Source organism: Variovorax stachyos (genome assembly GCF_051400855.1).
In the GTDB taxonomy this organism is placed as follows: Bacteria; Pseudomonadota; Gammaproteobacteria; order Burkholderiales; family Burkholderiaceae_C; genus Variovorax.
In genome coordinates this window covers 1-24669 of the sequence record NZ_JBLFFN010000026.1, presented here as the reverse complement: position 1 = coordinate 24669, position 24669 = coordinate 1, and the positions used below count along the sequence as shown (strand labels likewise).

The 24669-nt window shown below is 67.7% G+C and carries 24 protein-coding genes; 16 read left to right on the top strand and 8 right to left on the bottom strand.

Features of this window, described 5'->3' with window-relative positions; translation table 11 throughout:
- Positions 1-112 precede the first annotated feature (112 nt).
- Positions 113-853 carry a response regulator gene (locus ACMGEZ_RS27495; RefSeq protein ID WP_436825453.1) on the top strand — a complete coding sequence of 247 codons (741 nt, stop codon included), beginning with the start codon at positions 113-115 and terminating at the stop codon, positions 851-853.
- A 7-nt stretch (positions 854-860) separates the two neighbouring features.
- Here the strand turns inward: ACMGEZ_RS27495 and ACMGEZ_RS27490 are convergent, their stop codons facing one another.
- Positions 861-1598, bottom strand: a complete 738-nt coding sequence (locus ACMGEZ_RS27490; protein ID WP_436825452.1) for an SDR family NAD(P)-dependent oxidoreductase — start codon at positions 1596-1598, stop codon at positions 861-863.
- Between the two features lie 127 nt (positions 1599-1725).
- Between ACMGEZ_RS27490 and ACMGEZ_RS27485 the strand changes: the two genes are divergently transcribed.
- The 7 genes from ACMGEZ_RS27485 (at position 1726) to ACMGEZ_RS27455 (ending at position 9036) form a co-directional block, all read left to right on the top strand.
- Positions 1726-2637: a LysR family transcriptional regulator gene (locus ACMGEZ_RS27485; protein WP_436825451.1), complete on the top strand. Its 912-nt coding sequence runs from the start codon at positions 1726-1728 to the stop codon at positions 2635-2637.
- A gap of 167 nt (positions 2638-2804) precedes the next feature.
- Positions 2805-3599: a DUF899 domain-containing protein gene (locus tag ACMGEZ_RS27480; protein ID WP_436825450.1), complete on the top strand. Its 795-nt coding sequence runs from the start codon at positions 2805-2807 to the stop codon at positions 3597-3599.
- A 181-nt stretch (positions 3600-3780) separates the two neighbouring features.
- A complete protein-coding gene (locus ACMGEZ_RS27475; RefSeq protein ID WP_436825449.1) occupies positions 3781-4341 on the top strand; it encodes a thioredoxin family protein in 561 nt (186 codons plus the stop codon).
- A 7-nt stretch (positions 4342-4348) separates the two neighbouring features.
- Positions 4349-4471: a hypothetical protein gene (locus ACMGEZ_RS27470; protein ID WP_436825448.1), complete on the top strand. Its 123-nt coding sequence runs from the start codon at positions 4349-4351 to the stop codon at positions 4469-4471.
- The gene (locus ACMGEZ_RS27465; RefSeq protein ID WP_436825447.1) at positions 4468-5766 is read left to right on the top strand and encodes an ATP-binding protein; all 1299 of its coding nucleotides are present in this window, start codon (positions 4468-4470) and stop codon (positions 5764-5766) included. Before ACMGEZ_RS27470 ends, ACMGEZ_RS27465 begins: the two co-directional genes overlap by 4 nt.
- Complete coding sequence (locus tag ACMGEZ_RS27460) at positions 5763-7571, top strand: cytochrome c biogenesis protein DipZ (RefSeq protein ID WP_436825446.1); 1809 nt, start codon at positions 5763-5765, stop codon at positions 7569-7571. Before ACMGEZ_RS27465 ends, ACMGEZ_RS27460 begins: the two co-directional genes overlap by 4 nt.
- 61 nt (positions 7572-7632) lie before the next feature.
- The gene (locus tag ACMGEZ_RS27455; RefSeq protein WP_436825445.1) at positions 7633-9036 is read left to right on the top strand and encodes a serine hydrolase domain-containing protein; all 1404 of its coding nucleotides are present in this window, start codon (positions 7633-7635) and stop codon (positions 9034-9036) included.
- A gap of 43 nt (positions 9037-9079) precedes the next feature.
- Here the strand turns inward: ACMGEZ_RS27455 and ACMGEZ_RS27450 are convergent, their stop codons facing one another.
- Positions 9080-9364, bottom strand: coding sequence for a hypothetical protein (locus tag ACMGEZ_RS27450; protein WP_436825444.1), 285 nt, complete (start codon positions 9362-9364; stop codon positions 9080-9082).
- Between the two features lie 266 nt (positions 9365-9630).
- Here ACMGEZ_RS27450 and ACMGEZ_RS27445 point away from each other — a divergent pair, with 266 nt between their 5' ends.
- The 6 genes from ACMGEZ_RS27445 (at position 9631) to mddA (ending at position 14858) form a co-directional block, all read left to right on the top strand.
- Positions 9631-10062 carry a secondary thiamine-phosphate synthase enzyme YjbQ gene (locus ACMGEZ_RS27445; protein ID WP_436825443.1) on the top strand — a complete coding sequence of 144 codons (432 nt, stop codon included), beginning with the start codon at positions 9631-9633 and terminating at the stop codon, positions 10060-10062.
- Entirely contained in the window at positions 10059-10517 is a 459-nt protein-coding gene (locus tag ACMGEZ_RS27440) for a hypothetical protein (RefSeq protein WP_436825442.1), read from the top strand. The genes ACMGEZ_RS27445 and ACMGEZ_RS27440 overlap by 4 nt, the downstream gene beginning before the upstream one ends.
- Positions 10474-10896 (top strand): hypothetical protein, encoded by a 423-nt coding sequence (locus tag ACMGEZ_RS27435; RefSeq protein WP_436825495.1) that lies wholly within the window; start codon positions 10474-10476, stop codon positions 10894-10896. Before ACMGEZ_RS27440 ends, ACMGEZ_RS27435 begins: the two co-directional genes overlap by 44 nt.
- Positions 10897-11107: 211 nt before the next feature.
- The gene (locus tag ACMGEZ_RS27430) at positions 11108-11779 is read left to right on the top strand and encodes a TetR/AcrR family transcriptional regulator (protein ID WP_436825441.1); all 672 of its coding nucleotides are present in this window, start codon (positions 11108-11110) and stop codon (positions 11777-11779) included.
- Entirely contained in the window at positions 11776-13947 is a 2172-nt protein-coding gene (locus ACMGEZ_RS27425) for an alpha/beta hydrolase (RefSeq protein WP_436825440.1), read from the top strand. The genes ACMGEZ_RS27430 and ACMGEZ_RS27425 overlap by 4 nt, the downstream gene beginning before the upstream one ends.
- 152 nt (positions 13948-14099) lie before the next feature.
- A complete protein-coding gene (mddA, locus tag ACMGEZ_RS27420; protein WP_436825439.1) occupies positions 14100-14858 on the top strand; it encodes a methanethiol S-methyltransferase in 759 nt (252 codons plus the stop codon).
- 57 nt (positions 14859-14915) lie between these two features.
- On the opposite strand, the gene ACMGEZ_RS27415 is transcribed toward mddA, so the two are convergent.
- The 5 genes from ACMGEZ_RS27415 to ACMGEZ_RS27395 form a co-directional block, all read right to left on the bottom strand.
- Complete coding sequence (locus ACMGEZ_RS27415; protein ID WP_436825438.1) at positions 14916-16319, bottom strand: DUF3526 domain-containing protein; 1404 nt, start codon at positions 16317-16319, stop codon at positions 14916-14918.
- Positions 16316-17737: a DUF3526 domain-containing protein gene (locus ACMGEZ_RS27410; RefSeq protein ID WP_436825437.1), complete on the bottom strand. Its 1422-nt coding sequence runs from the start codon at positions 17735-17737 to the stop codon at positions 16316-16318. The genes ACMGEZ_RS27415 and ACMGEZ_RS27410 overlap by 4 nt, the downstream gene beginning before the upstream one ends.
- Entirely contained in the window at positions 17734-18468 is a 735-nt protein-coding gene (locus ACMGEZ_RS27405; protein ID WP_436825436.1) for an ABC transporter ATP-binding protein, read from the bottom strand. Before ACMGEZ_RS27405 ends, ACMGEZ_RS27410 begins: the two co-directional genes overlap by 4 nt.
- A gap of 7 nt (positions 18469-18475) precedes the next feature.
- Positions 18476-20530 carry a TonB-dependent receptor gene (locus tag ACMGEZ_RS27400; protein WP_436825435.1) on the bottom strand — a complete coding sequence of 685 codons (2055 nt, stop codon included), beginning with the start codon at positions 20528-20530 and terminating at the stop codon, positions 18476-18478.
- A gap of 127 nt (positions 20531-20657) precedes the next feature.
- Entirely contained in the window at positions 20658-21011 is a 354-nt protein-coding gene (locus ACMGEZ_RS27395; protein WP_436825434.1) for a hypothetical protein, read from the bottom strand.
- Here ACMGEZ_RS27395 and ACMGEZ_RS27390 point away from each other — a divergent pair.
- On the top strand, positions 21004-21498 hold the full coding sequence (locus tag ACMGEZ_RS27390; protein WP_436825433.1) for a Fur family transcriptional regulator: 495 nt from the start codon (positions 21004-21006) through the stop codon (positions 21496-21498). The genes ACMGEZ_RS27395 and ACMGEZ_RS27390 overlap by 8 nt on opposite strands.
- 252 nt (positions 21499-21750) lie before the next feature.
- On the opposite strand, the gene ACMGEZ_RS27385 is transcribed toward ACMGEZ_RS27390, so the two are convergent.
- Complete coding sequence (locus ACMGEZ_RS27385) at positions 21751-22152, bottom strand: TraR/DksA family transcriptional regulator (protein ID WP_436825432.1); 402 nt, start codon at positions 22150-22152, stop codon at positions 21751-21753.
- 2216 nt (positions 22153-24368) lie between these two features.
- On the opposite strand from ACMGEZ_RS27385, the gene ACMGEZ_RS27380 reads away from it, so the two are divergent.
- Positions 24369-24669: hypothetical protein (locus tag ACMGEZ_RS27380; RefSeq protein WP_436825431.1), on the top strand; the 301-nt coding region annotated here is incomplete at its 3' end.

Sequence of the window (24669 nt, the reverse complement as noted above, 5' to 3'; positions counted from 1 at the left end):
TCCGGCATGCAAGCGCGCCTGCCCGCGAGCATCGGGCAGGCCGCGCAACCAGAGACATGCATGGCGGGCTACATTTGCGCCTGCACCCCGCCCCCTGCAAAGCCGCGCCGCCATGACTCCGAACAGCACCGACCACATCCTCATCGTCGACGACGACCGGGAGATCCGCGAACTGCTGACCACCTACCTGGTCAAGAACGGCCTGCGCGTTGCCGCGGTGCCCACCGGCCGGCACATGCGCGCGGCGCTCGAAGAGTCGGGCCCCTTCGACCTGATCATCCTGGACCTGATGTTGCCTGGCGAAGACGGCCTGTCGCTGTGCCGCGACCTGCGCTCGGGCAAGTACAAGGCCACGCCCATCCTGATGCTGACGGCCCGCAACGAGGAAGCCGACCGGATCCTCGGCCTGGAAATGGGCGCCGACGACTACCTCGCCAAGCCCTTCGCCGCACGGGAACTGCTCGCCCGCATACGTGCCGTGCTGCGCCGCACACGGATGCTGCCGCCGAACATGCGATCGACCGAGGGCGCCAGCCGGCTGGCCTTCGGCGAGTGGCAGGTCGACACCACCGCCCGCCACCTGATCGACGACAGCGGCGTGATGGTGGCCCTGAGCGGCGCCGAGTACCGGCTCCTGCGCGTCTTTCTCGACCATCCCCAGAAGGTGCTGAGCCGCGACCAGTTGCTGAGCCTGACCCAGGGCCGCGAGGCGGAGCTCTTCGAGCGCTCCATCGACCTGCTCGTCAGCCGGCTGCGCCAGCGCCTGCGCGACGATGCGCGCGAGCCCCGCTACATCAAGACGGTGCGCAGCGAGGGCTACGTCCTCGCATCGACAGTCGAGGCGCGGGACTAGCGCCCACTCACCACTTGCCGGCGCTCATCCCGCCGTCCACCGGCAGCACGATGCCGGTCGCGAAGCCGGCGCCGCTCAGGTACAGCACCGCGTCCACGATGTCCTGCGTCGTGCCGATGCGGCCCGCCGGCTGCAGCGTGCCGAGGAAGCCGTGCATGTCCTTCGTGTAGAGCGGCGTGTCGATGATCCCCGGCGCGACGGCGGTCACCTGGACGTTGTGCGGCGCCAGCTCCAGCGCAAGGGCCTTGGTGGCCTGGTTGATGCCGCCCTTGATCAGCACGGGCAGCACGGCCGGCACGCTCTGGTTGGGCGCCGAGGCGATGCTCGCGGTGATGCTGATGATGTGGCCCGCCTTGCGCTCGATCATGTGACGGGCCGCGGCCTGCGACGGGTAGACGAAGCCCTTCAGGTTGGTGTCGACCAGGGCTTCGAGCTCGTCCTGCGTGTATTCGACGAAGGGCTTGGCGTTGAAGATGCCGGCGTTGTTGACGAGCACATCCACCTGCCCGAAACGCTCGATGGCCTTCCGGACCAGCGCGGCGCCGACGGCCGGATCGGCGATGTCGCCGGGCACGCCCAGGAAGTTGTCGGGCGAACCCAGCGATGCGGCGGCCTGATGCAGGCGCTCGGCAGTTCGGGCGTTGCCGACGACGTTGTCGCCGCGCTGGAGGAAAGCGGCGGCCAGCGCCAGGCCGATGCCGCTCGAGGCGCCGGTGATGACGACGGTCTTCGGATGGGTCTTCATGGTGACTTCCTTTGGGTGGTGGAGGTGAGCGGGGCTTGTGTCACTTGCCCCTGAGGCGTACTCTATTTCCCACTATGAGGTTAATAAACACAGCTCATGCCACTTCAGTTCTTACACCATGTAATCCATGAACCGCCAGTTCGATGACTTGATGCTGGGAAGCCTGGAGCTGTTCTGCCTGGCCGCGGAGCACGGCGGGTTCACCGCCGCCGCCAACGTCGCGGGCCTGACGCCCGCCGCCGTGAGCAGGACGGTGGCCCGGCTGGAGGAACGACTCGGCGTGCGCCTCTTCCTGCGCACGACGCGGCAGATCCGGCTGAGCGACGCGGGGCAGGCCTACTACGAGCAATGCCGACAGGCGCTCCACCAGCTGGTGGAGGCCGAGCGCGAGGTCAGCGGCCAGCAGGTCACGCCGAGCGGCCTGTTGCGCATCAGCGCGCCGACCACCTATGGGCATTACCGATTGCTGCCGCTGCTGCCGGCGTTCAGGGCGCGCTACCCCGACATCCGGGTCGAGGTTCACGTCAGCAACCGCAACATCGACTTCGCCGCGGAGGGCTACGACCTGGCGGTGCGAGTGCGCGCGCCCGGCGATTCGACGCTGATCGCGCGCCGCCTCGAGGATGCCGAGCTCGTGCTGGTGGCTGCCCCCGACTACCTGAAGCGCCACGGAGAACCCCGAAGCCTGGACGAGCTGCCCGCCCACGAATGCATCCAGTTCGAGCTGCCCAGCAGCGGCCGCACCATCCGCTGGCTGTTTCGCCGTGACGGGCAGGACATCGAGATGCCCACCTCCGGCGGCTACGCCTGCTCCGACGATGTACTCGGTGGCGTCACGCTGGCCCGCCATGGCGCGGGCATCTTCCAGGCCTATCGGTTCGTCGTCGAGGAAGACCTGCGCCAGGGCCGGCTGATCGAGGTGCTCAAGCCCTTCGGCGGGCGCAGCCGGCCCTACAACCTCCTCTATCCGCAGCTGCGCTTCGTGCCGTTGCGCGTGCGCACCTTCGTGGACTTCCTGGTGAGCCGCCAGGCAGGTTGAAGGCCCTCATTGCCCGTCGCCCTGGCGCAGCGTCCAGCGGAAATGCCGCCAAACTTGTTACTCCCCCCGTTCGAATTCCCGGTGCCAAACTGCCCCGCGAACCGCAGCGAATGGCACCGCGCTTCAGCCCCGAGGCACGGGCATTCGCCCAACCAGGAGATTCGACCATGACCCAGTCAACCGAGAACGAAGGGCAAGGCGGCCAGGCTGGCATGCGCACGCCACCGATCGTGTCGCCCCAGGCGTGGGAGGCGGCCCGCGAGCAACTGCTCGTGAAGGAAAAGGCCCAGACCCGCGCCCGCGACGCCCTGGCCGCCGAGCGCCGGCGAATGCCGTGGATGGCCGTGGACAAGACCTATGCCTTCGAGGGGCCGGCGGGCAAGGCCAGCCTGCCCGACCTGTTCGACGGCCGGCGCCAGCTGATCGTCTACCGCGCCTTCTTCGAACCGGGCGTGTTCGGCTGGCCCGAGCATGCCTGCCGGGGCTGCTCCCTGGTGGCCGACCAGGTCGCCCACGTCGCCCACCTGAACGCCCGCGACACCACGCTGGTCTTCGTCTCGCGCGCGCCTCAGCCGGACATCGTGCGGCTGAAGGCGCGTATGGGATGGGAGATACCGTGGTTCACCCTCACCGACAGCTTCGACGCGGACTTCGGCGTGGACGAGTGGCATGGCACGAACGTGTTCTTCCGCGACGGCGACCGCGTGTTTCGCACCTACTTCATCAACAACCGCGGCGACGAGCAGATGGGGAACACCTGGAACTACCTCGACATCACGCCGCTGGGCCGGCAGGAGGCCTGGGAAGACTCGCCCGAGGGCTACCCCCAGACGCCGCCCTACAAGTGGTGGAACTGGCACGACAACTACGCCGAGGACGGGGTGCCCGACAGGAAGTGGGTCGAAGTGTCGGACGCCGGAGAGGCGGCGTTCCGGAACCAGGAACCGGGCACGAAACCCTGAGCCGGACGGCGGACCGCCACGCGGGCCGCGCGAGTTCCTGCGCGCGAGCAGCCTCCATCCGCTGCGTTGTGAAACGTAGTGTGTCGACTTCGTGCATCGATACAGAGGTGTACCGCTTTCGCGCAAATCGAGGGCGATAGGGTTGAAGATCCGGGCGTTCCTTCACCAACGCCCGGTCATCATGAACATCCGCCTCAGTGCCTCCCTCTTCGCCGTGGCCCTCGTGGCCTCCTTCGCCGCCCTCACCTTTGCAGGCCCTCCGCAGGGCGGCAACGTGCCCGTTGCCGCGCAGCAGCCGGCCCCCGAGTTCCGGGACATCGAGAAGTGGCTCAACGCCCAGCCCTTGAAGCTGGAAGAGTTGCGCGGCAAGGTCGTCCTGGTCGACTTCTGGACCTACACCTGCATCAATTGCCTGAACCATCTTCCGTACGTCAAGGACTGGCACGCCAGGTACAAGGACAGCGGCCTGGTCGTGGTCGGCGTGCATACGCCCGAGTTCGCCTACGAGAAGTCCACGAAGAACGTCCAGAAGGCGATCGAGCGGCTGGAGATCAAGCACGCAGTTGCGCAGGACAACAACTATGCGACGTGGAAGGCCTTCGGCAACCAGTACTGGCCTGCCGTCTACCTGATCGACAAGCAGGGGCGCATCGTCTACTCGCACTTCGGCGAAGGCAGCTACGGCGTCACTGAAAAGAAGATCCAGGCCCTTCTGGCAGAGCCTGCGCCCGCGGGATCGTGAGCTCGATATGAAAAAGCTCTGGCTTGCCCTGCTGTTCTTCGCCGGCGGCGTCGCGCACGAGGTGCGCAACCCGGTGAACTGCCAGCTCATCGCGTCGCGCCGGGTCACCCAACCGGCAGGCCGCTCATGACGCCCCGCTCCCTGTTCGCGCGCGTGACGCTCATCATCGTGGTCGGCCTCGCGATCGCGCAGCTGCTGACCTTCGCGGCGATCCGCTACGAGCGCGGCATGGCGCTACGCGAGCTGATGATGACCGGCATCGAGCGCGACATCGCGAGCTCGATCGCCATGCTGGACCGCCTGCCCTCCGCCGAGCGCGAAAGCTGGCTGGGCCGGCTGGAGCGGCGCAACTACCGCTTCATGCTGGGCGGCGGCGTCGCGGGGCCGCAGCCCGCTTCGCAGCAGTCGCAGGAGTTCGCGGCGGCCATCGTCAACGCGCTGCACCCCTTCGAAGTCGTGAAGGTGGCGCAGAGCACCGGGGAGGACGTCCGCATCCAGGTCAGGCTGACGGACGGCAACCCGGTGGTCGTCGATGCGCGCCGCGTCGGCATGCCGGTGTCGAACTGGGTCGTATGGGTGCTGCTGCTCCAGCTTGCCGTGCTCGGCATCTGCGCCTGGTTCGCGGTGCGCCTCGTCACGCGGCCGCTGGCCCGCCTCGCGGCAGCCGCGGACGAGCTCGGGCCCGACCTGAAGGGGCGCATGCTCCGTGAGGAAGGCCCCACCGAAGTGGCGCATGCGGCGCGTGCGTTCAACGCCATGCAGCGACGCATCGCGGGCTACATGGCCGAGCGCGTGGAGATCCTGGCTGCCATCTCCCACGACCTGCAGACGCCCATCACCCGGATGCGGCTGCGCACCGAGATGATGGACAACGAGAAGGACCAGTTGAAGTTCCGGCAGGACCTCGACGCCATGAATGCGCTCGTCAGGGAAGGCGTCACCTACGCGAGGACGCTGCACGGCGCCACGGAGCCGCCGTGCCGCGTCGATGCCGACGCGCTGCTCGAGAGCATGGTCGCCGACTACGAGGACTCGGGCCAGCAGGTGCGCCTGGAGGGGCGGATCGGCGGACCCATCGTGACGCGTCCGAACGCGCTGCGCCGGATCGTCGTGAACCTCATCGACAACGCGCTGAAGTTCGCAAGCGAGGTGCGCATGCAGGTGCGCGCCGACGCGGACCGGCTCGTCATCGCCATCGTCGACAACGGGCCGGGCATTCCCTCCGATCAGCTCGAGGCCGTTCTCAAGCCCTTCTACCGGCTCGAAGGCTCTCGCAACCGGAGCACGGGCGGCACCGGCCTCGGCCTGGCCATCGCACACCAGCTTGCCATCGCCATGGGCGCGGAGCTGAGCTTGCACAACCGCGACGAAGGTGGCCTGGAGGCCCGCGTCGCCATGCCTCTCCAACGGGACCTCGCACCATGATCATTCTTGCGATTGCCTACCTCGGCGGCGTGCTCACCATCCTGAGCCCCTGCATCCTGCCGGTGCTGCCCTTCGTGTTCGCGCGCGCCGACCGCCCCTTCCGTTCGCATGGCCTGCCGATGCTGCTGGGCATGGCGCTCGCCTTTACCGGCATTGCCACGCTCGCCGCCGTCGGTGGCGGCTGGGTCGTTGCGCTGAACGAGTACGGACGGTACGCAGCCATGGCCCTGCTCGGCGTGTTCGGCCTGACGCTGCTGTTGCCCGCGTGGGCCGACCGCCTGAGCAGGCCGCTCGTCGCGCTGGGCATGCGGCTGTCGGAAACGGGAGCGGGCCCTTCATCCGCGCGCCCGTCGGTCCTGTCGCCGCTCGTGCTGGGCATCGGCACGGGCCTGCTGTGGGCGCCCTGCGCAGGACCGATCCTCGGGCTGATCCTGACGGGGGCCGCGCTCAACGGCGCCAGCGCGGGCACCTCGTTGCTGCTGCTGGCGTATGCCGCGGGCGCGTGCACCTCGCTGGCCGCTGCGCTGTTGTTCGGCGCTCGCGTGTTCTCGGCCTTGAAGGGATCGCTGCGGACCGGCGAATGGGTCCGGCGTGCGGCCGGAGCGGCAGTCCTCGTGGGCGTCGGCGCCATCGCGCTCGGCCTGGACACCGGCCTGCTCAGCCGGCTCTCGTTCGCGACCACCTCGGAGCTGGAGCAGACGCTGCTGGAGAAGATCGAGCATCAGGGACCGCGGTCGTCCCTCCCGCGCGCGGGCGCCGAAGCCGGCGTCGGCGAGCCAGTCATGCTGGCGACCGCGGCCCGCGAACCGGCACCCGCACCTGCACCGGCACGCGCGCTTCGAACGGAAGGCCTCTTCCCATCGCTGGCCGGTGCGACCGAATGGATCAACTCCGATCCGCTCACGCCCGGAGGCCTGCGCGGCAAGGTCGTGCTGGTGGACTTCTGGACCTACTCGTGCATCAACTGCCTGCGCACGCTGCCCTACCTTCGCGCATGGGCCGACAAGTACAAGGACGCGGGCCTGGTGGTCCTCGGCGTGCATGCGCCCGAGTTCGCCTTCGAGAAGCGCTCTTCCAACGTGCGCAAGGCCACGAAGGATCTCGGCATCGGCTTCCCGGTCGCGGTCGACAACGACTTCGCCATCTGGCGCGGGTTCGGCAACCGTGCCTGGCCGGCCTTCTACTTCATCGATGCGCAGGGGCGCATACGTCACCACCAGTTCGGGGAGAACCAGTACGAGGAGGCGGAGCAGGTCATCCAGCAACTGCTGCAGGAAGCGGGACGGCCGCAGGTGCCATCCGGGCGAGTCGCGCCGCAGGGCCAGGGCGTGCAAGCCGCGGCGGCCCCCACCCCTGCAGGGTCGGAGGAGACCTACCTGGGCTACGAGCGTGCGCACAACTTTGCCTCGCCGGGCGGCCTGGCGCGCGACCGCGCCAACGGCTATCAAGTCCCCGCGTCGTTGCGAACGAACCAGTGGGCGCTGGCCGGCGACTGGACGGTCGAGCGTGAGCGCGCGGTAATGAATCGCGTCGACGGACGCATCGCCTATCGCTTTCACGCACGCGACCTGCACCTGGTGCTCGGCCCATCGGCCGACGGCAAGCCCGTGCGATACAGGGTGCTGCTGGATGGCAAGGCGCCGCTTGCGGACCACGGCTTCGACGTCGACGCGCAGGGCAACGGTGTCATCGATGGGCAACGGCTTTACCAGCTGGTTCGCCAGGCGAGGGACGGGAAGGACCGCTTGTTCGAGATCGAGTTCATGGACCCGGGGGTGCAGGTTTACGCGTTCACTTTCGGCTGAGCGGGGTGGATGCCGGCAACGGCACTACACTCGCTACCCCTTTTTTTGCCGCACCACGCCCATGAAGAAGAAGAACGCTACGTCCGCCTGGCTCCAGCCTGCCCTCGACTACATCCCTGCGTGGCTCGCCTTCCAGCTCGAACGGCACCAGCAGGTCGGCTGCAGCGTGGCGATTGCGCAGGGCCAGGACCTCGTTGCGGAGTTCGCGCTCGGCTCGGCCGACCTGAGCACCGGCGAGGCGCTCACGCCGCGGCACCGCTTTCGCATCGCCTCGCACTCCAAGACCTTCACCGCCAGCGGCGTCATGCTGCTGCGGGAACAGGGCAAGCTGGGCCTCGACGATCCCATCGGTCGCCATGTGAGCGGCCTGCACAAGGACCTGGCGAAGGCGCGGATCGGCGAGCTGCTGTCGCACGGCGCCGGCGTCGTGCGCGACGGCGCGGACAGCGGGCAGTTCCTGGACCGGCGGCCTTTCCTGTCGCGCGACGAGCTGCGCGCGGAACTGGCGAAGAAGCAGCCGCTCGCGCCCGGCCTCCAGCTCAAGTACTCCAACCATGGCTACGGACTGCTGGGGCTGATGATCGAGGAGATCAGCGGCACCGAGTACACGGCGTGGATCGCCCGCCACGTCGTCAAGGCGGCAGGCCTGCGCGAGACCGTGCCCGACATGCCGCAACTGCCTCGATCGACCCCGTTGGCCAGGGGGCACAGCACCGCGTTCCCTTTCGGGCAGCGCCTCATCGTGCCGGGCGACAACGTCTGCCATGCGATTGCGCCGGCGGGCGGCTTCGTCTCGACCGCGGCGGACGTGGCCCGCTTCTTCGCGCAGCTCGCGCCCGAGAGCAGGAAGAGCATCCTGTCGCCCGCGAGCCGGCGCGAGATGATGCATCGCCGCTGGCGCGACCCCTGCAGCACGCAGGAGTCGCACTACGGCTACGGCACCATGATGAGCGGCCCCGGGCCGAAGGAGTGGTATGGCCACACCGGGAGCCTGCAGGGCTTCGTTTCGCGCACGGCGCGCTTCCCGGAGTCGGGCCTCACGATCACAGTGCTCTGCAATGCGCTGGATGGGTGGTCCTACGCATGGGTGGACGGCATCCAGGGCATTCTTTCCGCGTTCAAGCGCCACGGCGCGCCGGGCCGCAAGCAGGCGGCCTGGAACGGCCGCTGGTGGAGCATGTGGGGTGCCAGCGATCTGGTCGCGATGGGCCAGGTGGTCTGCCAGCTTGCGCCGGCGATGAGCGTGCCCTTCGACGGCGCGACGACGGAGTTCGAGATCTCGGGCAAGGACAGCGGCGTCATTGCCAGGACCTCCGGGTACAACAGCCCCGGCCAATCGATCCGCCTGGTGCGCGACCGCAAGGGCAATCCGGTGGGGCTGTGGGTGGGTGGCACCCAGCTGCTGCCCAAGGAGTCCATGCTGGCCGAGGCCCGGCAGCGCTATCGCACGGCCGCGGCCAAATGATCACGACATGCCGGCATGGAGCCGGCCTGCCTGCCTGAGCTTCTCAGGCGCGGACGAAGCTGAGCCGTGCCTCGTGCGCCAGCGCATCGCGAACGATGGGCCGGGCATCGTCGTCGACGAAGTCGAAGAGCGCGTCGGGTATCTCGTCCTCCTCGAGCCCGAAGAGGATCTCGATGGCATCCTGCTGGGCTTCCGAGAACGTGCCGGCCTTGACCGATTCGTTGAACTTCGCGGCGGTCTCCTTCGGTGCCAGCTGGCGCAGCTCGAGCAACTCGAGCACCAGCTCGATCTGCGACGGGGTCAGGGGCTGAGGGGCGGAACGCTTCATGACGTGGGATCCTTTCGGTGGAGCTTCGGGACTTCTTCCCTTGCTGTGGAATCAGTCTCTGGGTCGATGCTTAAGCGTCGCTGAAGCCCACGTAAAGAAGCATTGCTGGGCGTGAAAACTTTGTGTCGGTGTGAGGAAAGTCTCGCGTTGCAGTTCGGGGGCGTTGTTCGGACGATACGGCTCGGGTCTCCCGCCATCGGACGACCATCGCTCGGACGCTCGGCGGCGCCTACACACCAATTCACATACGGCCTATCCTCGCCCCCATGAACCAGCAGTCCACCACATCTCTGGACATCGATACGCCCGGCCGGGCGCTCGTCGAGATCACGCGCCCGGTGACGGCATGGGTCGATGCGCAACGTGTCCGGACCGGCCTCCTCACCCTCTTCATCCGCCACACCTCCGCCAGCCTCCTGATCCAGGAGAACGCCGATCCCGATGTGCAGGCCGATCTGAATCGCTTCCTTGCGCGCCTGGTGCCCGACGGCGATGCGCTGTTCCGCCATCGCGATGAAGGCCCGGACGACATGCCGGCCCATGTCCGCGCCGCGCTCACCGCGGTGCAGTTGTCCGTCCCGGTCCTGAACGGCCGGCTGGCCCTGGGCACATGGCAGGGCATCTACGTCTGGGAGCACCGCCTGCGCCCGCACCGTCGCCAGGTGGTGCTGCATCTTCTGGGAGACCACGAGTCATGACCGATGCAGTTTCTTCAGCTCTGCAGGCCCATGCATCGTCTGCGCAGTACGAGGCGCTGAAATTGGCGTTTGCCTGCGAATGCGTCGAACGAGTCCGTCACTTGCTCGAGGATGAGCACGTCATGCGCTGCCTCGACATCCTGGCGGCGTACATCAAGGGCGGGGCGGATCGAGATGCGCTCGACCAGGCTGCGGCAGAGGCCGCGGCCCTCGCCAATCGGCATCAAGGTTCCCGATCGTTGGACGGCGTGGGTCACGCAGCCGTGTCGGCAAGCTATGCGGTGGCGAATGCGCTGGCCGGCCGGGCTGTTCAGGCGGCAGACTACGCCGCGTACGCCGCGGTCTACGGCTACGGCGGGTACGGCGCAGTCTGCGATCCCGAGTCGTTCGTCGAGGAGACGAATTGGCAGCTTGCCACGCTGGAACGGCTTGCGAACGCTCTCGCCCTGCGATGAGCGTCCTGCCGAGCGAGCGGCTGCAGTCAGCCACAACCAGCTCCCGCAAGCCGACGCACTGATCGCCGAGGAGGATGTCCTACCGAAGCATGCAGGCTTAGCCGATGTCCCCGCCCCGGCCAGCGCAGAGCATGGACACGCGGCGCACCACCAGTTTTTATCGGGAGCAAACGCCATGGCACATCCAGACCCCAAGCGGCAAGGCAGCGAGAAGGATCAGCGCCGTCACGCCGGCACGACGAGCGAGGCGTCCGACCTCGGCATGCAGGACAAGTCGCAGGGCAAATCCGGCACCGCAAAGCCGGAGCGGAAGGCCCCTGACGACCCTTCGCGCGCGCCGGAAAGCGGCGACAAGCCCGAAGCGGAAGAACAGGGCTGAACGAACGCGATTGCAGCAGCGAGAACAACCGTCGGCTCGATGCCTCGGGCCGACGATCAGGTGCTGCCCGCACGAATCCCACAAGCATTGAGGAGCCAGCAACGCCGACACCCGGTTGACATCTGCCCATCGGCCATCTAGTATTGAACGACTGTTTAAACCAGTCGGTGAATCGATGATGCCAGATGCTGCTGCCCCCCGGTCACGATCCGTGGCCTCGAAGCTTCACGACGGTGACGCAACGCACACGCGGGAGCGCATCCTGGATGCTGCGTTCAGGCGCCTGGTATCCGAAGGCTACGCAGCATTGAGCGTGCGCGAGATTGCCAAGGACGCCGGCGTCAACCATGCGCTGATCAACTACCACTTCCGCAGCAAGGACCAGTTGGTCATCGACGTGTTGGACGCCGCGAACCAGCGGCTGTTGGCCCGACAGGCGTCGATGTACGCCAGCGACGATGGGTTCGCGCAGAAGTGGGCCAGCGCGCGGCGCTTCTACCAGGAAGACCTCAAGTCGGGATTCGTGCGCTTGCAAGCGGAGCTGTGGGCGGCCAGCTTGTCGAACCCCGGTCTGCGCGAGAAGTTCCTGCCGCGCCTGCTGGCCTGGAAGGAGCTCGTGCTGGGGGCAGTGCGCGAGGCCGTTGCCGAACTGCAGGCCGACGGCACGAAGCTGCCGCCCCCGTTCACGCCCGAGGTCATCGCCTGCTGGATCTCGGAGTTCTGGCTCGGCATGGAATTCGCCGACCTGCTGGGCGTGAAGGAAGATCAGGCCCAGCACCGCGCGGCGCTGGACGCCGTGCAGTGGTTGCTCGAATCGCTGGACGCCAAGGCGGCGGCTCGCACTTCGCAAGCACCCGTGGTGCGCGGCAGGAGCCAGCGATGAGCACGGCCGATCGCAAGCTGCCGGAGCGTCTGGCCAGCATCGCCGGTCCCCTGCCCGAGCCCGGTGCCGTGCCGGATGCGGCCCCCTCGCCATACGAAACCGTCCAGCCGGTACAAGAGGGCTTCATCGAGCGCGAGGGCGTCAAGGTCTGGTACGCAACCTGGGGCGAGAGCGGCCCGTGGATCGCCTTCGCACCGCCGTTCCAGATCGTGCACAGCCAGATGCTCAAGGGTACGGTGCCCTACCTGTCACGGCACTTCCGGGTCATCACGATGGACGGCCGCGGCAACGGGCGCTCCGACCGGCCGGCGGCACAGGAGGCTTACAGCTTCGATCACTTCTACGGCGACTTCGTCGCCGTCCTCGATGCGGTGGGCGCCGAACGCGTGGCCCTGGTCGGCATCTCGGCCGCGGCCATGACCGTGCTGCGGCTGGCGGCCGAACAGCCGCATCGCGTCACGCACCTGGTCACGGCCGGCGGCTTTGCCGAGTCGCTGCTCAAGGACCCGAAGATGGCGCAACGCGTGGCGATGGAAGCCGAGTTGCTGCGTGGCGACTGGCCGGCCTACGTCGACTGGTTCATGTCCATCATCTTCAGCGAATCGCACTCGACCAAGCCGTACGAAGACGGCGCGCATTACGCCTGGGCCACGCGGGCCGACTGGCTGGCCTGGTGCCGCGAGGCCTGGCTGGGCAACGATGTGCGGGAGCTGGCGCGGCGCGTGACCTGTCCCACGCTGGTGATCCATGGCGACGAGGACGGGCGCATTCCGTACGCCAAGGGCCGGGAGATCCATGCACTGGTGGCGGGCTCGGAAATGCTCACCATCGGGGGCGGCGGCCATGTGACGGCGGCACGCGACCCGGTGGTCTTCAACCGCGCGTTGCGAGAGTTCGTCGGCGGCAGGCCGCGCGAGCGCACCTGGACGCGCGCCATGAAGCGCCCTCGCCGCGCGCTGTTCATCTCCAGTCCCATCGGCCTGGGCCACGTGCAGCGCGACCTGGCCATCGCGCGCGAGCTGCGCAAGCTGCAGCCGGACCTGTCGATCGACTGGTTTACCACCGACCCGGCCGCGAGCTACCTCGAGCGCGAAGGCGAACACCTGCATCCGATTACCCGGCGCCTGGCCAACGAGAGTCGCCACTTCGAACGGGTCGCGGGCGAACACGACCTGTCGGCCTTCTTCGCGCTGCGCACCATGGACGAGGTCATGAGCCACAACTTCATGAGCTTCGTGGACCTGATCGAGGCCGAGCACTACGACATCGTGATCGGCGACGAGGCGTGGGAAGTGGACTACCACTATCACGAGAACCCGGAACTCAAGCGCCAGCCGTATGTCTTTCTCACCGACTTCGTCGGCTGCCTGCCCATGGAGGAAGGCAATGAGCGCGAAGCCTTGCTGTGCGCCGACCGCAACGCAGACGACATCGAGCACGTGGCGCGCTATCCGTACCTGCGCGACGCGGCCATCTTCGTCGGCAACCGCGAAGACGTGACCGAGCAGCCCTTCGGCCCCGGCATGCCGGCCATCCGTGACTGGACCGATCGCAACTTCTGCTACTGCGGCTACTGCCTGCCTTTCGATCCGCGCACCCTGGCCGATACCGAGCGCCTGCGCACGCGGCATGGCTACCGCAGCGACGAGAAGATCGCCATCGCGGCCGTGGGCGGCACATCCACCGGCCGACACCTGCTGCAACGCATCGCCCAGGCCTTCCCGCGCATGAAACGCGAACTGCCGGAACTGCGCCTGATCCTCGTCACCGGCCCTCGGCTGTCCACCGACGAGTTCGAACCCCAGCCGGGGCTGGAGCTGCGGTCCTACGTGCACAACCTCTTCGAGCATCTGGCTTGCTGCGACCTGGCGCTGGTGCAGGGCGGGCTGTCGACGACGATGGAATTGGTGGCGACACGCCGCCCCTTCCTGAGCTTTCCGCTCCAGCGCCATTTCGAACAGTGCGTGCACGTACGCCAGCGCCTGGCCAACTACGCCGCCGACCGCTCGATGGACTACGCGGCGACGCTGGACCCGGACGCCCTGGCCCGGCGGGCGCTCGCCGCGATGCACGAACCTGTGCGCTACCGCCCGGTGGAAACCGACGGGGCGGCGCGCGCCGCCATGCGCATTGCCCAAGTGCTCGACAACCGCGGGTGGGCACGATGAAGCCGCGCAAGCCCTACGGCTGCGAAGTGCCGTAGCGCCAGCGGCGCCGGGCCCGCAGCGGGCCAATCTTTTCTCCCAAGGCCTTTCGTGCCTGCAGCGCGCAGGCACGCGGGCCCGACTCGTCCTCGAATCATCGCTACAGGAGACTCGTCATGGCAATCCTCGCCGCACTCTATGGGCTGGTGGTGTACCTCTTCTTTCTCGCCACCTTCGTCTACGCGATCGGCTTCGTCGGCAACCTGCCGCTACTGCCGAAGACCATCGACAGCGGGGCCAGTGCGCCGCTCGTCGAGGCGCTGCTCGTGAACGTCATGCTGCTGGGGCTCTTTGCGGTGCAGCACAGCGTCATGGCCCGACGCGGCTTCAAGCGCTGGTGGACCCGGCTGATCCCGGAATCGGTGGAGCGCAGCACCTTCGTGCTGGCAGCGAGCGCGGCGCTCGCCCTGCTGCTGTGGCAGTGGCGGCCCATCGCCGAGCCGGTGCTGTGGAGCGTGAACGATCCCGTTGCGCGCATCGCCTTGCAAGGCGTGTTCTGGCTGGGCTGGGTTGTGCTCCTCATCAGCACCTTCCTGATCAACCACTTCGAGCTCTTCGGCCTGCGGCAGGTGTGGGCGAACCTGCGCGGACACGCGCTGCCGGCGGCGGACTTTCGCACGCCGCTGTTCTACCGCCATGTGCGGCACCCGATCTATCTCGGCTTCATCCTGGCCTTCTGGGCCACGCCGACCATGACGGCGGGCCATCTGCTGTTCGCCGTGGCCACCACCGGCTACATCCTGATCGGCATCTGGTTCGAGGAGCGCGACCTCATCGCACAGTTCGGTCAGCGCTACCAGGCGTACCGCCAGCACGTCGGCATGTTGCTGCCCAGGGTCGGCGCGCGCGGCCGGAAGAATCCCAGCCAGCCTTGATCGCCTGTGCGCGTGCGGCCCGGTGGGCGTCGAGCCAAAGGGCCGAGCCCGGTTGCGCTACTGTCTTTGCAGTCCGGCGCGCGCAAGAACCACGGCGGCAGACAGCACGATGGCGAGGATGCTCAACGCCATCGCACCGCGCCATGCCGTGCTGTCTGCGCGTGCAGCCAAAGGCCGGAACCCGGGCAACTTGTCGTAGTCCTCCCTGGTCAACCCTCGGTAGCTCATGATCCGAGGCACGAAATAGGCGCGCCAGGCATCTTCGTAGGAGTTGACGGCATTCACATGTCGAGCGTAGCGCGGCGCGTCGATGCCCGCGAGCCGGTCGGCGGTCGTGGCAAGCGCCAAGCTCGGCGACAGCCAGGACCATCGCTCGAGCAGGACGAAGCGGCGTGCCCGCGTCTCGTCGAAGGCAGCCATCAGCGGCCGCACCTCGCGGTCCTGAGCCAGATACCTGGGCAGGAAACTGACAGGCCACGTGTGGCTGTCGCGCAGGGCCGGCCGATGAGCCGGATGAGCCGCGTACCAGGCGGCCAGGTGGTCCTCCATGTGCACCTCGGCCTCTTGCTGGGCCGCGCGCAGCTCGGCAATCGCCGCCAGTCGCGAAGGCATCGGCACCTCGCTGTCCGCGACGCCAGCCAGGGCGGCAGGAACGACGAACGTGGCGAGCAGCCAGGCACCGAGCATCCCGAGCGCCGCAGCGCCCGACGACACGGGCAGCAAGCAGAACAGCCCCGCCAAGGCGGTCCAGCAGGCCGCGAAGGCGGCCAGCGTCGCCAGCCAGACCACCAAGGCGTGCAATGTGGCGCCTGGGTCCAGCGCGAACCCGATCAGCGACGCACCAGCAGCCACTGCCCATGCCATCGTTGCGCGAATGCAGAGCGCGATCGCGAAGACGCTCCAGGGTTGCGCACATTGCGCGACCACGAGCCGCCATCGGCCCTGTTCACGGTCTTCCTGCACCAGTCCATAGCACAGGCCCAGGACGGCTAGTGGCAGCAGCAGCGCGACCAGCGTCGCGAAATCGGGCGGCCCCAGGTCTTCGAGCAACGGGTTGGAGATCCGGTCGCCCCTGCGAGCGTCCGTATGCCGGCTCTCGACCGTGACGCGCGACGTCGGACTCAGCAGATCGAATGTTCCGGTCCCGAGGGCAAGCCCACCGAGCGCAGGCAGATGCGCGGGCGGCGCACCGAGCCGAGCGAACTGGAACGCGGTCATCACGGCCTTTGCATCGTCGCGCGGCGTCGCGGCTTCGATCGCGGCCGCAGCCTCGCGCGCCTTGGCACGAGCCTGCTCCCACACGGCCATCTGCTGCGCATTCAGCGCACGCAGTTCCCTGGCTGAAAGGCCCGACCAGACCGCACTGATGCACAGCAGCGCCCCCAACGCGCCGAGCACCCAGAGATGGGTACGCTGGCGGACGAAGCGGCGCCATTCCGCGCGCAGGAAGAGCTTCGTCATGGCTGCAACCTCCGCGCCGCAAGCCCCAGCAGCCCGCAGGCCGCGACGGCCCAGGCCAGCAGGATGCCTAGGTCGGGCAACGCTGCACGCAGCGCGAAAACGACATCCGGCGCCCGGTAATGGAAGGCATCGATCGAGCGCCACAGCGCGTCACCTGCGTATTTCTCGTCGAACGAGGTCAGCCCGCGCGTGTTGTCCATATCCCACTGGTCGATCCTGACGTTCACGCGGCGACGATACTGCTCGGCCGCCTCCTCGAAGTGCCGCTGATGTGCGAGGTCGGTGCCCGACAGCTTCATCGAGACGGCGCGCATGGCCACTGCCGGGCTGAATGCCGACGCGATGCGCGCCACGCTCTCCTGCCTTGCATAGCGCTCCCACAGGCTGTCGAAGTGGATGGCATGCACGCGATCGGCGTACGCGTCCCGATCCATCCGGCGCAGCGCATAGGCTCCGAAAGGAAGATCCTCCAGGCGCCGCACGCCGTGCCGGCGCAAGAGCTCCGCGTCGAAACGTTCTGTCCGCGCGGCCAATGCACCATCGCCCGGCAAGCCTTCGGCATAGTCGCGCTGGATGTCGCCCCAGAAGCGCTCGGCCGTCGGCAGCGGCGCCACGTACTGGGCGCCCGCGGCGCCCAGGCGCGGAACGACGAACACGAAGGCAATCCACAAGCCCAGCAGGACGAACAGCGCGCGCCGGCTGCTGGCAAGCGACGCGGACGCCGCCAATCCGAGCGCGGCAAAGACACCGCAGTACATCAGGAAGGTTGCCGCCAGCACCACTGCGCGCCAGACCGCATCGGCGTCAGGCCACGTCCCCGCGGACACGAGCGCGAGGCCCACGCCCACGGCTGTCAGCAGCACGAGCGAGACCACCGCAAGCAGCGCCACGAGCTTGCCTGCCAGCAGCGCGCCGCGCGGCAAGCCGACACTGTGCAGCATGCGCAAGCTTCCACTCTCGCGTTCCGAGCTGACGGCGTTGAAGGCCAGGGCAAAGATCAATAGCGGCAGCAGCGCCTGCAGCACGAATGCGGGTGTCAGGGCACCGAAGCGTACCGACGGCGGCTCGTCGGCCGCGGGGCGAAAGCGCGTCATATTGCGCCGGTGCGGCTCGAGCCAGAGCGCCTGACCCAGGTAGGGACCGAGCCCGGGGTCGACCACGGCAAGCGGCGAGTCGGGCCGGAAGGCGTAAAGACCGAAGTGCGCGCCGCGGTGCGGGTGCTTGTCGCCTTGCGAATCCCATTGCTGCCGCACCAGCGCGCCGACCTCCGCCTTTTCTTTCGCAAGCCGGGCCTGCTGCTGGGCCGAAGCGAGCAGCAAACCGGCCAACAGCAGCGACAGCGAGATGGCGAGGACAACGAAACGCCCGTCGCGAACGATCGCACGCAGTTCCTTCTGCACCACGGCGCGCGCTCTCATGCGTTGGCCTCCGGCTGCGCAGCGCGTGTGTAGGCCAGGTAGGCGCGTTCCAGGTCGTCGTGGCTGACCGTGTGCGTGTCGAACTCCGCCACGAGGCGGCCCTCCCTCATGATGCCGATGCGATCCGCGACCTGCTTGGCGTTGAACAGGTCGTGCGTGGCCATCAGGACTGCCATGCCCGTTCCAGCCGCTGCGCGCACGCGCTGTGCGAAGTCGTTGGCCGCGCCAGGGTCCAGGCCTGACGTGGGCTCATCGAGCAGCATCGCCTTTGCGTGTTTGGCATGCGCAATGGCGAGGCCGACCTTCTGGCGCATCCCCTTCGAGTAGGTGGCGACACGGGCTGCGTGCGACGGCCCCTGCAGGCCGGCCTGGTCCAGCAAAGCCGTGGCTGCTGCATCGGCCAGCGGCACGCCGCCGAGCGCGCAGAAGTACTGGAGGTTCTCGATGCCGCTCAGATACGGGTACAGCGCGACGTTCTCCGGCAGGTAGGCCAGAAGGCGCCTTGCCGCAGCAGCGTCGCGAACCGGATCGAGGCCGCCGACGTGGACGCTCCCGGCCGTCGGCATCACAAAGCCCAGGAGAGCGTTGAGGGTGGTTGTCTTGCCCGCGCCATTGCCGCCCAGCAGGGCGTAAACGCTGCCGGACGGCACACTCAGGTCGAGTCCATCGATCGCGCGGCGGCCGCCCAGGCTGACAACCAGTCCCCGCGCCGAGAGCACTTCGTGAAGCATGTCGACCTCAGAAGAAGTAGCGCACGGACGCGCCGACCTGTGTGCGCGGCTGCGGCGACACCAGCAAGCCGGCTGGGGTGCCGTAGGCGATGTCGCTCGCAAACCGCCGCGGCTGAAAGATCGCGAACACCGAGAACTGGAACTGCTGCCAGTCGTAGGTCGCCTTGAGGTCGTAGCGCGTGTAGGTGGGCATCACCCGCAGCTGCGTCTGCGGCGTGCCTTCGTAGTACGGATTGCCCGAGGTCAGATAGGCGTCGGCGTTGACGGTGAGGCGGCCCTCGCCCAGGCGCTGCCGATATTCGGCGCCCAGCTTGACCTGGTGCCGCGGCACCGACAGCCGCTCGCCGGTGTTGGGCAAGGGGTTGTTGACGCGGGCCTCGAGCACGCGGCCATAGCTGCCGTAGACCGACCACGCGCTGTCGATCCTGAGCCTCGACTCGAGTTCGAATCCCTTGCGCGTGGTCTCGCCCACCGACTTGAACGAACCGTCGGGCTGCGCGACGATCTCGTCCTGGTTGAGGGTGTGATAGACCACGCCCGAAGCGCTCCAGGATGCCGTCGGCATTGCCGTGAAGCCAAGGTCGTAGGATTTGACCTTCGAGGGCGCGACATCGAACACCGCGCCGCCGCGCGCGCCCAGGGGGCCGGTCGCCCCGCTGCTGCTGATCTGCTCCGCGGCCGGCGATCGGAAGCCTTCGGCCACGTTGGCGAAGATGTCGAGCGCCGGCGTCACGCTCCACACCGCCCCTATCTTCGGGGTCGTCACGCCGTCCTTGTACGTGGTCGAGGCAGCGGGTAGTTTGCGGTTGCCGATGTCGTAGTCGAACCAGTCGCGCCGCACACCGCCGAGCAGCTTGAGGTTCGGGGCCAGCTTGTACTGGCCTTGCGCGAACAGGCTGTAGGTCAGCAGATCGAGCTTCTGGTTGTTGATGTAGTTGGCGGTGGGAACGCCATTGCGCCAGATGCGGCGCAGCGCATCGCCTTTGTCCTGTCGCAACTCGCCGCCCACAAAAAGCGAGGCCGCGTCGCCGAAGACGAAGTTCTGTGCCAGCCGTCCGCCATAGAAATGCCGGTCGTCCTCGCCGACCGTTTGCAGCACGCTGCTCGTCGAGGTGCCGCGCACGCGCTCGAAGGTTTCGCCGTAAGCCGTGGCGTACCAGCCCGCCTCGCCGTTCGCCGGCGTGCGGTTGAAGACCAGCGCCGTTCGTTCACCGCTGCCGAAGCCCGGCAGGTTGAATTGCGTCGACCTCGGGTCCACGGCGCCGCGCTGCAGATCGGACAGCAGCAGGTAACCGGGCGCGCTCGTCTCCGAGCGGTAGTGGTTCAGCCGAAGGCTGTACAGGCCCTCCCCCAGCTGGGTTGAGAGCTTCCAGAACACGTTGTCTCGTTCGATACGGCCATCGCGCCGATAGCTGTCGGTGCGATAGGCATCGGCGATGAAGAGCGATTGCACTTCGTCGAACTGGTGGGACAGCACGAGCGAACCGCGGCGCCCGCCATAGCTTTCGAGCGAGACGCCGACGCTGGAGGATGCAGGCGCCGTCTGGGTCGTGATGCTCACGGCGCCGGCGCGATTCTGGTCGCCGTACAACGCCGAGATGGGACCCTTGATCACGTCGATGCGCCCGATCATGTCCGGCGTCAGCCATTCCAGGAAGGCGGGACCGTGGCCGGCGCCGGCCTGGCTCGAGGGCATGTTCTGAGGCACGCCGTCCACGTAGACCGCGGTGTCGGCGCCGTGCGTTCCTTGCGTGGCGAAGCCGCGCATGCGAAAGCCGTTGCCTGTGTCGCCTTGATCGATATTGTTGGCGACCACGCCCGGAACGCGGCGGAACACATTCGAGATGTCGCGCCCGATATTGAGCGTGCCGAGCTCTTCCGGCGTGATGACAGTGACGCCCGCCGGCAGGCCGGTGCTGTCGTTGGTGATCTGCGTGCGCTTGCCCTGGAGATCGACACGATCGCCTTCGGCGGTCACGCGCACTTCGTTCAGCGTGCCCACGGGTGCTTGAGCCTGAGCGGAAATGGTCAGGGGTGCGGCAATGGCGAACGCGATAGCCATGGGTGCGTGGCACCCCCAGGATGGTGAGTTCATGGAAAGAGAGAAAAGGGTCGTCGAGCGGCAGCCTCGCTGGCGTGGGCCAGCGAGTGCGATGAGTCCGGGTGGCGGCGCCGCTCGTGCGGCGGCGTCAGGTGCCCTGCGGCGGGCCTCGGGGTGAAGCACCCCGATAAACGGGGGCTGCAGTGACGTGCGCGGCGGCGTCGCCATTGCGCTGAAGACGCGCAGGTGGCGGGCTGGCCGGGAGTTCCGGCTTGGAGGCCAGCATGACCTGCTGAGCGTGTGCCATGCAGCCGCTGCAATGGCAGTGGGCCTCAACACCTTCCTCAGTGTTCTGCTCGCTTGCGCTGCCCGCGAGTCCGGAATGCCCGGACGTCGAAGCGTGATGCCCGGCGCTCGTGTCGAAACCATGCGCTGCGGTCGCGCCTGCGTTGACGAACGCGAACGCAAGGACCAGCCAGAGGAGAAAACGAGAGATGCGCATGGCGGAGAGCGTGGATCATAGCGACGAAACGCTCTATTGCAAATGCAATCGCATTTGCGACTACCATCGGCATGTGGAACGCCAAACTCGCCAACGTGATGCGGTGCTGGCCGCGCTGTCGGACAGCGGGCGATCGCTCACGCCGCAGGAAATCTGCGAGCTTGCGCAGCGCTCGGTCCCCACTCTGAATATCTCGACGGTCTACCGACAGTTGAAGGGCCTGCTGGAGCGCGGCGAAATTCTGAGTGTCGACTTGCCAGGCCACCCCCCGCGCTACGAGGCGCCGTGTGAGTCCGACCATGGCCAGGCCGATCACCATCATCATCACTTCCACTGTGATGACTGCGGCCGCGTATTTCCGATTCACGGCTGCCCTGGAAGCATGGAGGACTTGGCCCCCGACGGCTTCCTGGTCCGCCGCCACGATCTGACGCTGCACGGGCGATGCGCAGACTGTTCAGGCACCAGTCGGCGTGCCAGGCGATGAATGCAAGCCACGCCACGACCTGAAGACGTCAAGCGTTCGGCCACTCCTTCCCGCGGGCCGTGAACTCGACACGCCTGCGCGGACCCAAGCTTTTTTGCCGACGAGTCCGGCATGTCGTTCGGACGGCCACGCGGGCGGGCGTCCGACGGACCTGAAAGGATGGACGAAGGTGATGAAAGGCACTTCAACAGTCACCGGATGATGCGGCGCTATGCCGCCGAGGCTTGCCTGCGGTGAACCGGCACCGCGCGTCTAGAGCGCGGGCGGGATGCGCACCCCGATCGGATTCGCCGCTTCGTACGCCTCCTGGCAACTCACGCAGCGGTTGCTGAAGGGCAGCGCTTGCAGCCGCGCAAAAGGAATGTCCGCCCCGCAGTCCACGCAGGCTCCGTAGGTGCCGCGGTCCATTCGCTCGCGGGCCTCCGCGATCTGGCGCAGCTCGATCTGGTCGCGCTCCTTCTCCGCATGACGCACCGCGCCGCGGATGAGCTCCTCGCCCTGGTCGCCGAGGTCTCCGACGTTGTCGCGCGCAGCGCGGCTCGGCGCCTCCTCTGCCTCTTCGTTCACGCCTCTCACCTCCGCCCGGAGTTCAGCCTCGCGGGCGTCCAGCCTGGCCAGCAAGATGGCGAGCTCTGCGTCGGTCAATGTGGTCATCTGGGGTCTCTCTGTGCCATGCGCCAAGGGGGCAATCCGGATGCCTGATCGGGGCTTCGGGAGCCGCCGGGCGAAAGGCCTCACTGCGCACGGCGTGCAGCGGCAAAGAGTGCGGCAACATCTGCCACATTGAGGCTCGGTGTTCGGGAAGGCGATGGAAGGCAGTCATGCCCTGGCGCGAACCAGGCTCGAGGGCATGCGGCTTGCCGGGTAGCGATCCCTTTTCCAACTCTTTGGAGATCAGCATGCCAGGTCGGCGGCTCGGCCAACCGCAGCATCGAAGCGGGCAGCTCGAGTGGGTGAACCATCGAATCGGGCTCAAAGGAAACGTCCGGCCAGAGCCGCAGGCGGCGGGCAGACAAGCCCAAGCTCCGCAACCACGGCCTGAGCTGGCGCTACTGACGGGACATCAACTTCAGCCGCCGTCTGACAAACGGAAGCGCGTGGCTGTAAGACAACCGCACTACTCGTGTGAATGTTTCCCACGCAGCGGCTCTGATCGGAGAAGAAGAATGTCACGGTTAGCCAATCGCCAAAAGAGATCGGCCGCACGGCGCAAGTGCCGGCCCACACCCGCTCCGCGGAGCTCGTCGGTCAAGGAAGCCTGCGCCAGGAAAGAACGAGAACGCATCGATCTCGCGGCTGCGGCGCGTGCGAGGCGAGCAGTCCAGTTGCGCATCGTCGATGCGTTCCGAAGGCATGTCCGTGGCGCCGGAGCCGGGCCCAGGGACGAAGACCTCCAGGCTTTCGCCAAGCTCGCCGTTGCGGAGCAGCGGCTTCGGCGGCGGTTAGCCGGGACCAAGTCCTCGGACAAGGAGAACCGCCGTGAACTCTAGCTTGGCCGTGGGCCAGAAAAGTTCGCCAGGACCTTGGCGCGTCTGGTTCACCGTCAGCTGCGCCGCAGCGGCCGCGCCGATGCCCGTCGCATGACGATCGCAACCAGCTGCAAGCCATGACCGAGCCGGCCCGCCAACCTGGATCGGACATGAGCGAGCCGGCGACGGACTCGCCGACGTTGACTCACGAGGCCGACGCCGCAGCGAATGAGCCGCGGCAAGCCGTGAATTCAGCACTATCGGCAGAACCGGCGCGGCCCAACTGGACGGGCTGGGAGGCACCAGGTCCGGCGGTTCAGCCGCAGCACCTGACCCGCGTCTGCAGCCAGTGCCAGACCCTCAACAGGGACACGGCTCGGTATTGCCGCCATTGCGCCGCAAAGCTTCTGCCGGACAGCGATGCACCGGCAGAGATCCGCACGCATGGCACGCCTGCGCAGCAAAGCATGGCCCGGTCCGTGGATTCATGGCCGCCGGTGCGCGCCGGGCGTGGGAGCAAGGTGCCGCGTCGCGTTCTGGGAATCCCGGTGCCAGCAGGCGTCGACGTTTCGATCGTGTGGCTGTTGATCATTCTGGCGCTGCTGCATGTCGCTTTCGTGCTCTGGTATCTCGGCCGTCCCGCAAGGCAGAACCCGCCGCTTTCCGATCCAGCTTCGGTCGCCCTGAAGCCGAGTACGCCACCAGAAAGTCCGGGCGCCGCGGCAGTGCTGCCGCCTCCGCCCGAACCGGCGCCCGCGACGCAAGCCCGGAGCGAACCCGCGCCGCCGACGGATGCGCAAGCCACGACAGAACCCGCGCAGCCGCAGACTCAAGAGGCACAGCCCGCCCCACCGCCGGCAGATGCTGTTGCCGAGAACGAAGCCGCGCGACCCGAGGAGAAAGCGGCTGACGCGGAAGAACCCATGCGTGTCGCGCCGGCGCGCACGCCAACCAGGTCCGGAGCCGTCGGCCTTGCGCGAAGCGAGCGAGCGGCAAGAAGCCGCGAGAGCTCAAGGATTGTCGAAGCACCCAGAGCCACCGAGCCAAGGAAAGTCGCTGCGCCTGACAAGGCGGACGAGATCAACGCGAACGGCCCTCCCAAGGGCAATGCTTCGCCAGCCGTGGCGCAGCCGTCGTTGGTTCCCGCTACGCCCGGCCGCGTGATCGAGCCGCGTTCCAGCCCGACGCCTGGCACCCAGTACCAGACCGCTGCGCCCAGATCGCCGGTGGTTCCCTCCCGTTGCGACAGGTACAACCCCTACGGCGAGGCGCCCTGCGTGAACCCTGTTCCATCGGCGCGGGTGGCGCAGCCATCGGGGGCGGCTACCGGCCCGCGTTGGACGGGTACTGGCGCGCCGTCCAAGGGCACTGGAAGCAGCGGCCTCAACTGGCTCTTTGCAGGTGGCGACGGATCTGGCGGCGGTGGCGGTGGCGGTGGCGGTCCCGGCGGCGGCGGTGCCGGCGGTGGCGGTCCTGGTGGTGGCGCTGGGGGTGGCGGTGCCGGCGGTGGCGGTCCTGGTGGTGGCGCTGGCGGTGGCGGTCCTGGTGGTGGCGCTGGCGGTGGCGGTCCCGGTGGTGGCGCTGGCGGTGGCGGTCCTGGTGGTGGCGCTGGCGGTGGCGGTCCCGGTGGTGGCGCTGGCGGTGGCGGTCCTGGTGGTGGCGCTGGCGGTGGCGGTCCCGGTGGTGGCGCTGGCGGTGGCGG

Bases quoted from the DNA above. Each gene is read 5' to 3' on its own strand.
- ACMGEZ_RS27415 (WP_436825438.1), bottom strand. From the start codon at position 16,319: ATGACGAAGCTCTTCCTGCGCGCGGAATGGCGCCGCTTCGTCCGCCAG.
- mddA (WP_436825439.1), top strand. From the start codon at position 14,100: ATGGCAATCCTCGCCGCACTCTATGGGCTGGTGGTGTACCTCTTCTTT.
- ACMGEZ_RS27490 (WP_436825452.1), bottom strand. From the start codon at position 1,598: ATGAAGACCCATCCGAAGACCGTCGTCATCACCGGCGCCTCGAGCGGC.
- ACMGEZ_RS27385 (WP_436825432.1), bottom strand. From the start codon at position 22,152: ATGACCACATTGACCGACGCAGAGCTCGCCATCTTGCTGGCCAGGCTG.
- ACMGEZ_RS27475 (WP_436825449.1), top strand. From the start codon at position 3,781: ATGAACATCCGCCTCAGTGCCTCCCTCTTCGCCGTGGCCCTCGTGGCC.
- ACMGEZ_RS27455 (WP_436825445.1), top strand. From the start codon at position 7,633: ATGAAGAAGAAGAACGCTACGTCCGCCTGGCTCCAGCCTGCCCTCGAC.
- ACMGEZ_RS27400 (WP_436825435.1), bottom strand. From the start codon at position 20,530: ATGGCTATCGCGTTCGCCATTGCCGCACCCCTGACCATTTCCGCTCAG.
- ACMGEZ_RS27405 (WP_436825436.1), bottom strand. From the start codon at position 18,468: ATGCTTCACGAAGTGCTCTCGGCGCGGGGACTGGTTGTCAGCCTGGGC.
- ACMGEZ_RS27440 (WP_436825442.1), top strand. From the start codon at position 10,059: ATGACCGATGCAGTTTCTTCAGCTCTGCAGGCCCATGCATCGTCTGCG.
- ACMGEZ_RS27450 (WP_436825444.1), bottom strand. From the start codon at position 9,364: ATGAAGCGTTCCGCCCCTCAGCCCCTGACCCCGTCGCAGATCGAGCTG.
- ACMGEZ_RS27470 (WP_436825448.1), top strand. From the start codon at position 4,349: ATGAAAAAGCTCTGGCTTGCCCTGCTGTTCTTCGCCGGCGGCGTCGCG.
- ACMGEZ_RS27395 (WP_436825434.1), bottom strand. From the start codon at position 21,011: ATGCGCATCTCTCGTTTTCTCCTCTGGCTGGTCCTTGCGTTCGCGTTC.
- ACMGEZ_RS27480 (WP_436825450.1), top strand. From the start codon at position 2,805: ATGACCCAGTCAACCGAGAACGAAGGGCAAGGCGGCCAGGCTGGCATG.
- ACMGEZ_RS27485 (WP_436825451.1), top strand. From the start codon at position 1,726: ATGAACCGCCAGTTCGATGACTTGATGCTGGGAAGCCTGGAGCTGTTC.
- ACMGEZ_RS27390 (WP_436825433.1), top strand. From the start codon at position 21,004: ATGCGCATGGCGGAGAGCGTGGATCATAGCGACGAAACGCTCTATTGC.
- ACMGEZ_RS27495 (WP_436825453.1), top strand. From the start codon at position 113: ATGACTCCGAACAGCACCGACCACATCCTCATCGTCGACGACGACCGG.
- ACMGEZ_RS27445 (WP_436825443.1), top strand. From the start codon at position 9,631: ATGAACCAGCAGTCCACCACATCTCTGGACATCGATACGCCCGGCCGG.
- ACMGEZ_RS27425 (WP_436825440.1), top strand. From the start codon at position 11,776: ATGAGCACGGCCGATCGCAAGCTGCCGGAGCGTCTGGCCAGCATCGCC.
- ACMGEZ_RS27410 (WP_436825437.1), bottom strand. From the start codon at position 17,737: ATGAGAGCGCGCGCCGTGGTGCAGAAGGAACTGCGTGCGATCGTTCGC.
- ACMGEZ_RS27460 (WP_436825446.1), top strand. From the start codon at position 5,763: ATGATCATTCTTGCGATTGCCTACCTCGGCGGCGTGCTCACCATCCTG.
- ACMGEZ_RS27465 (WP_436825447.1), top strand. From the start codon at position 4,468: ATGACGCCCCGCTCCCTGTTCGCGCGCGTGACGCTCATCATCGTGGTC.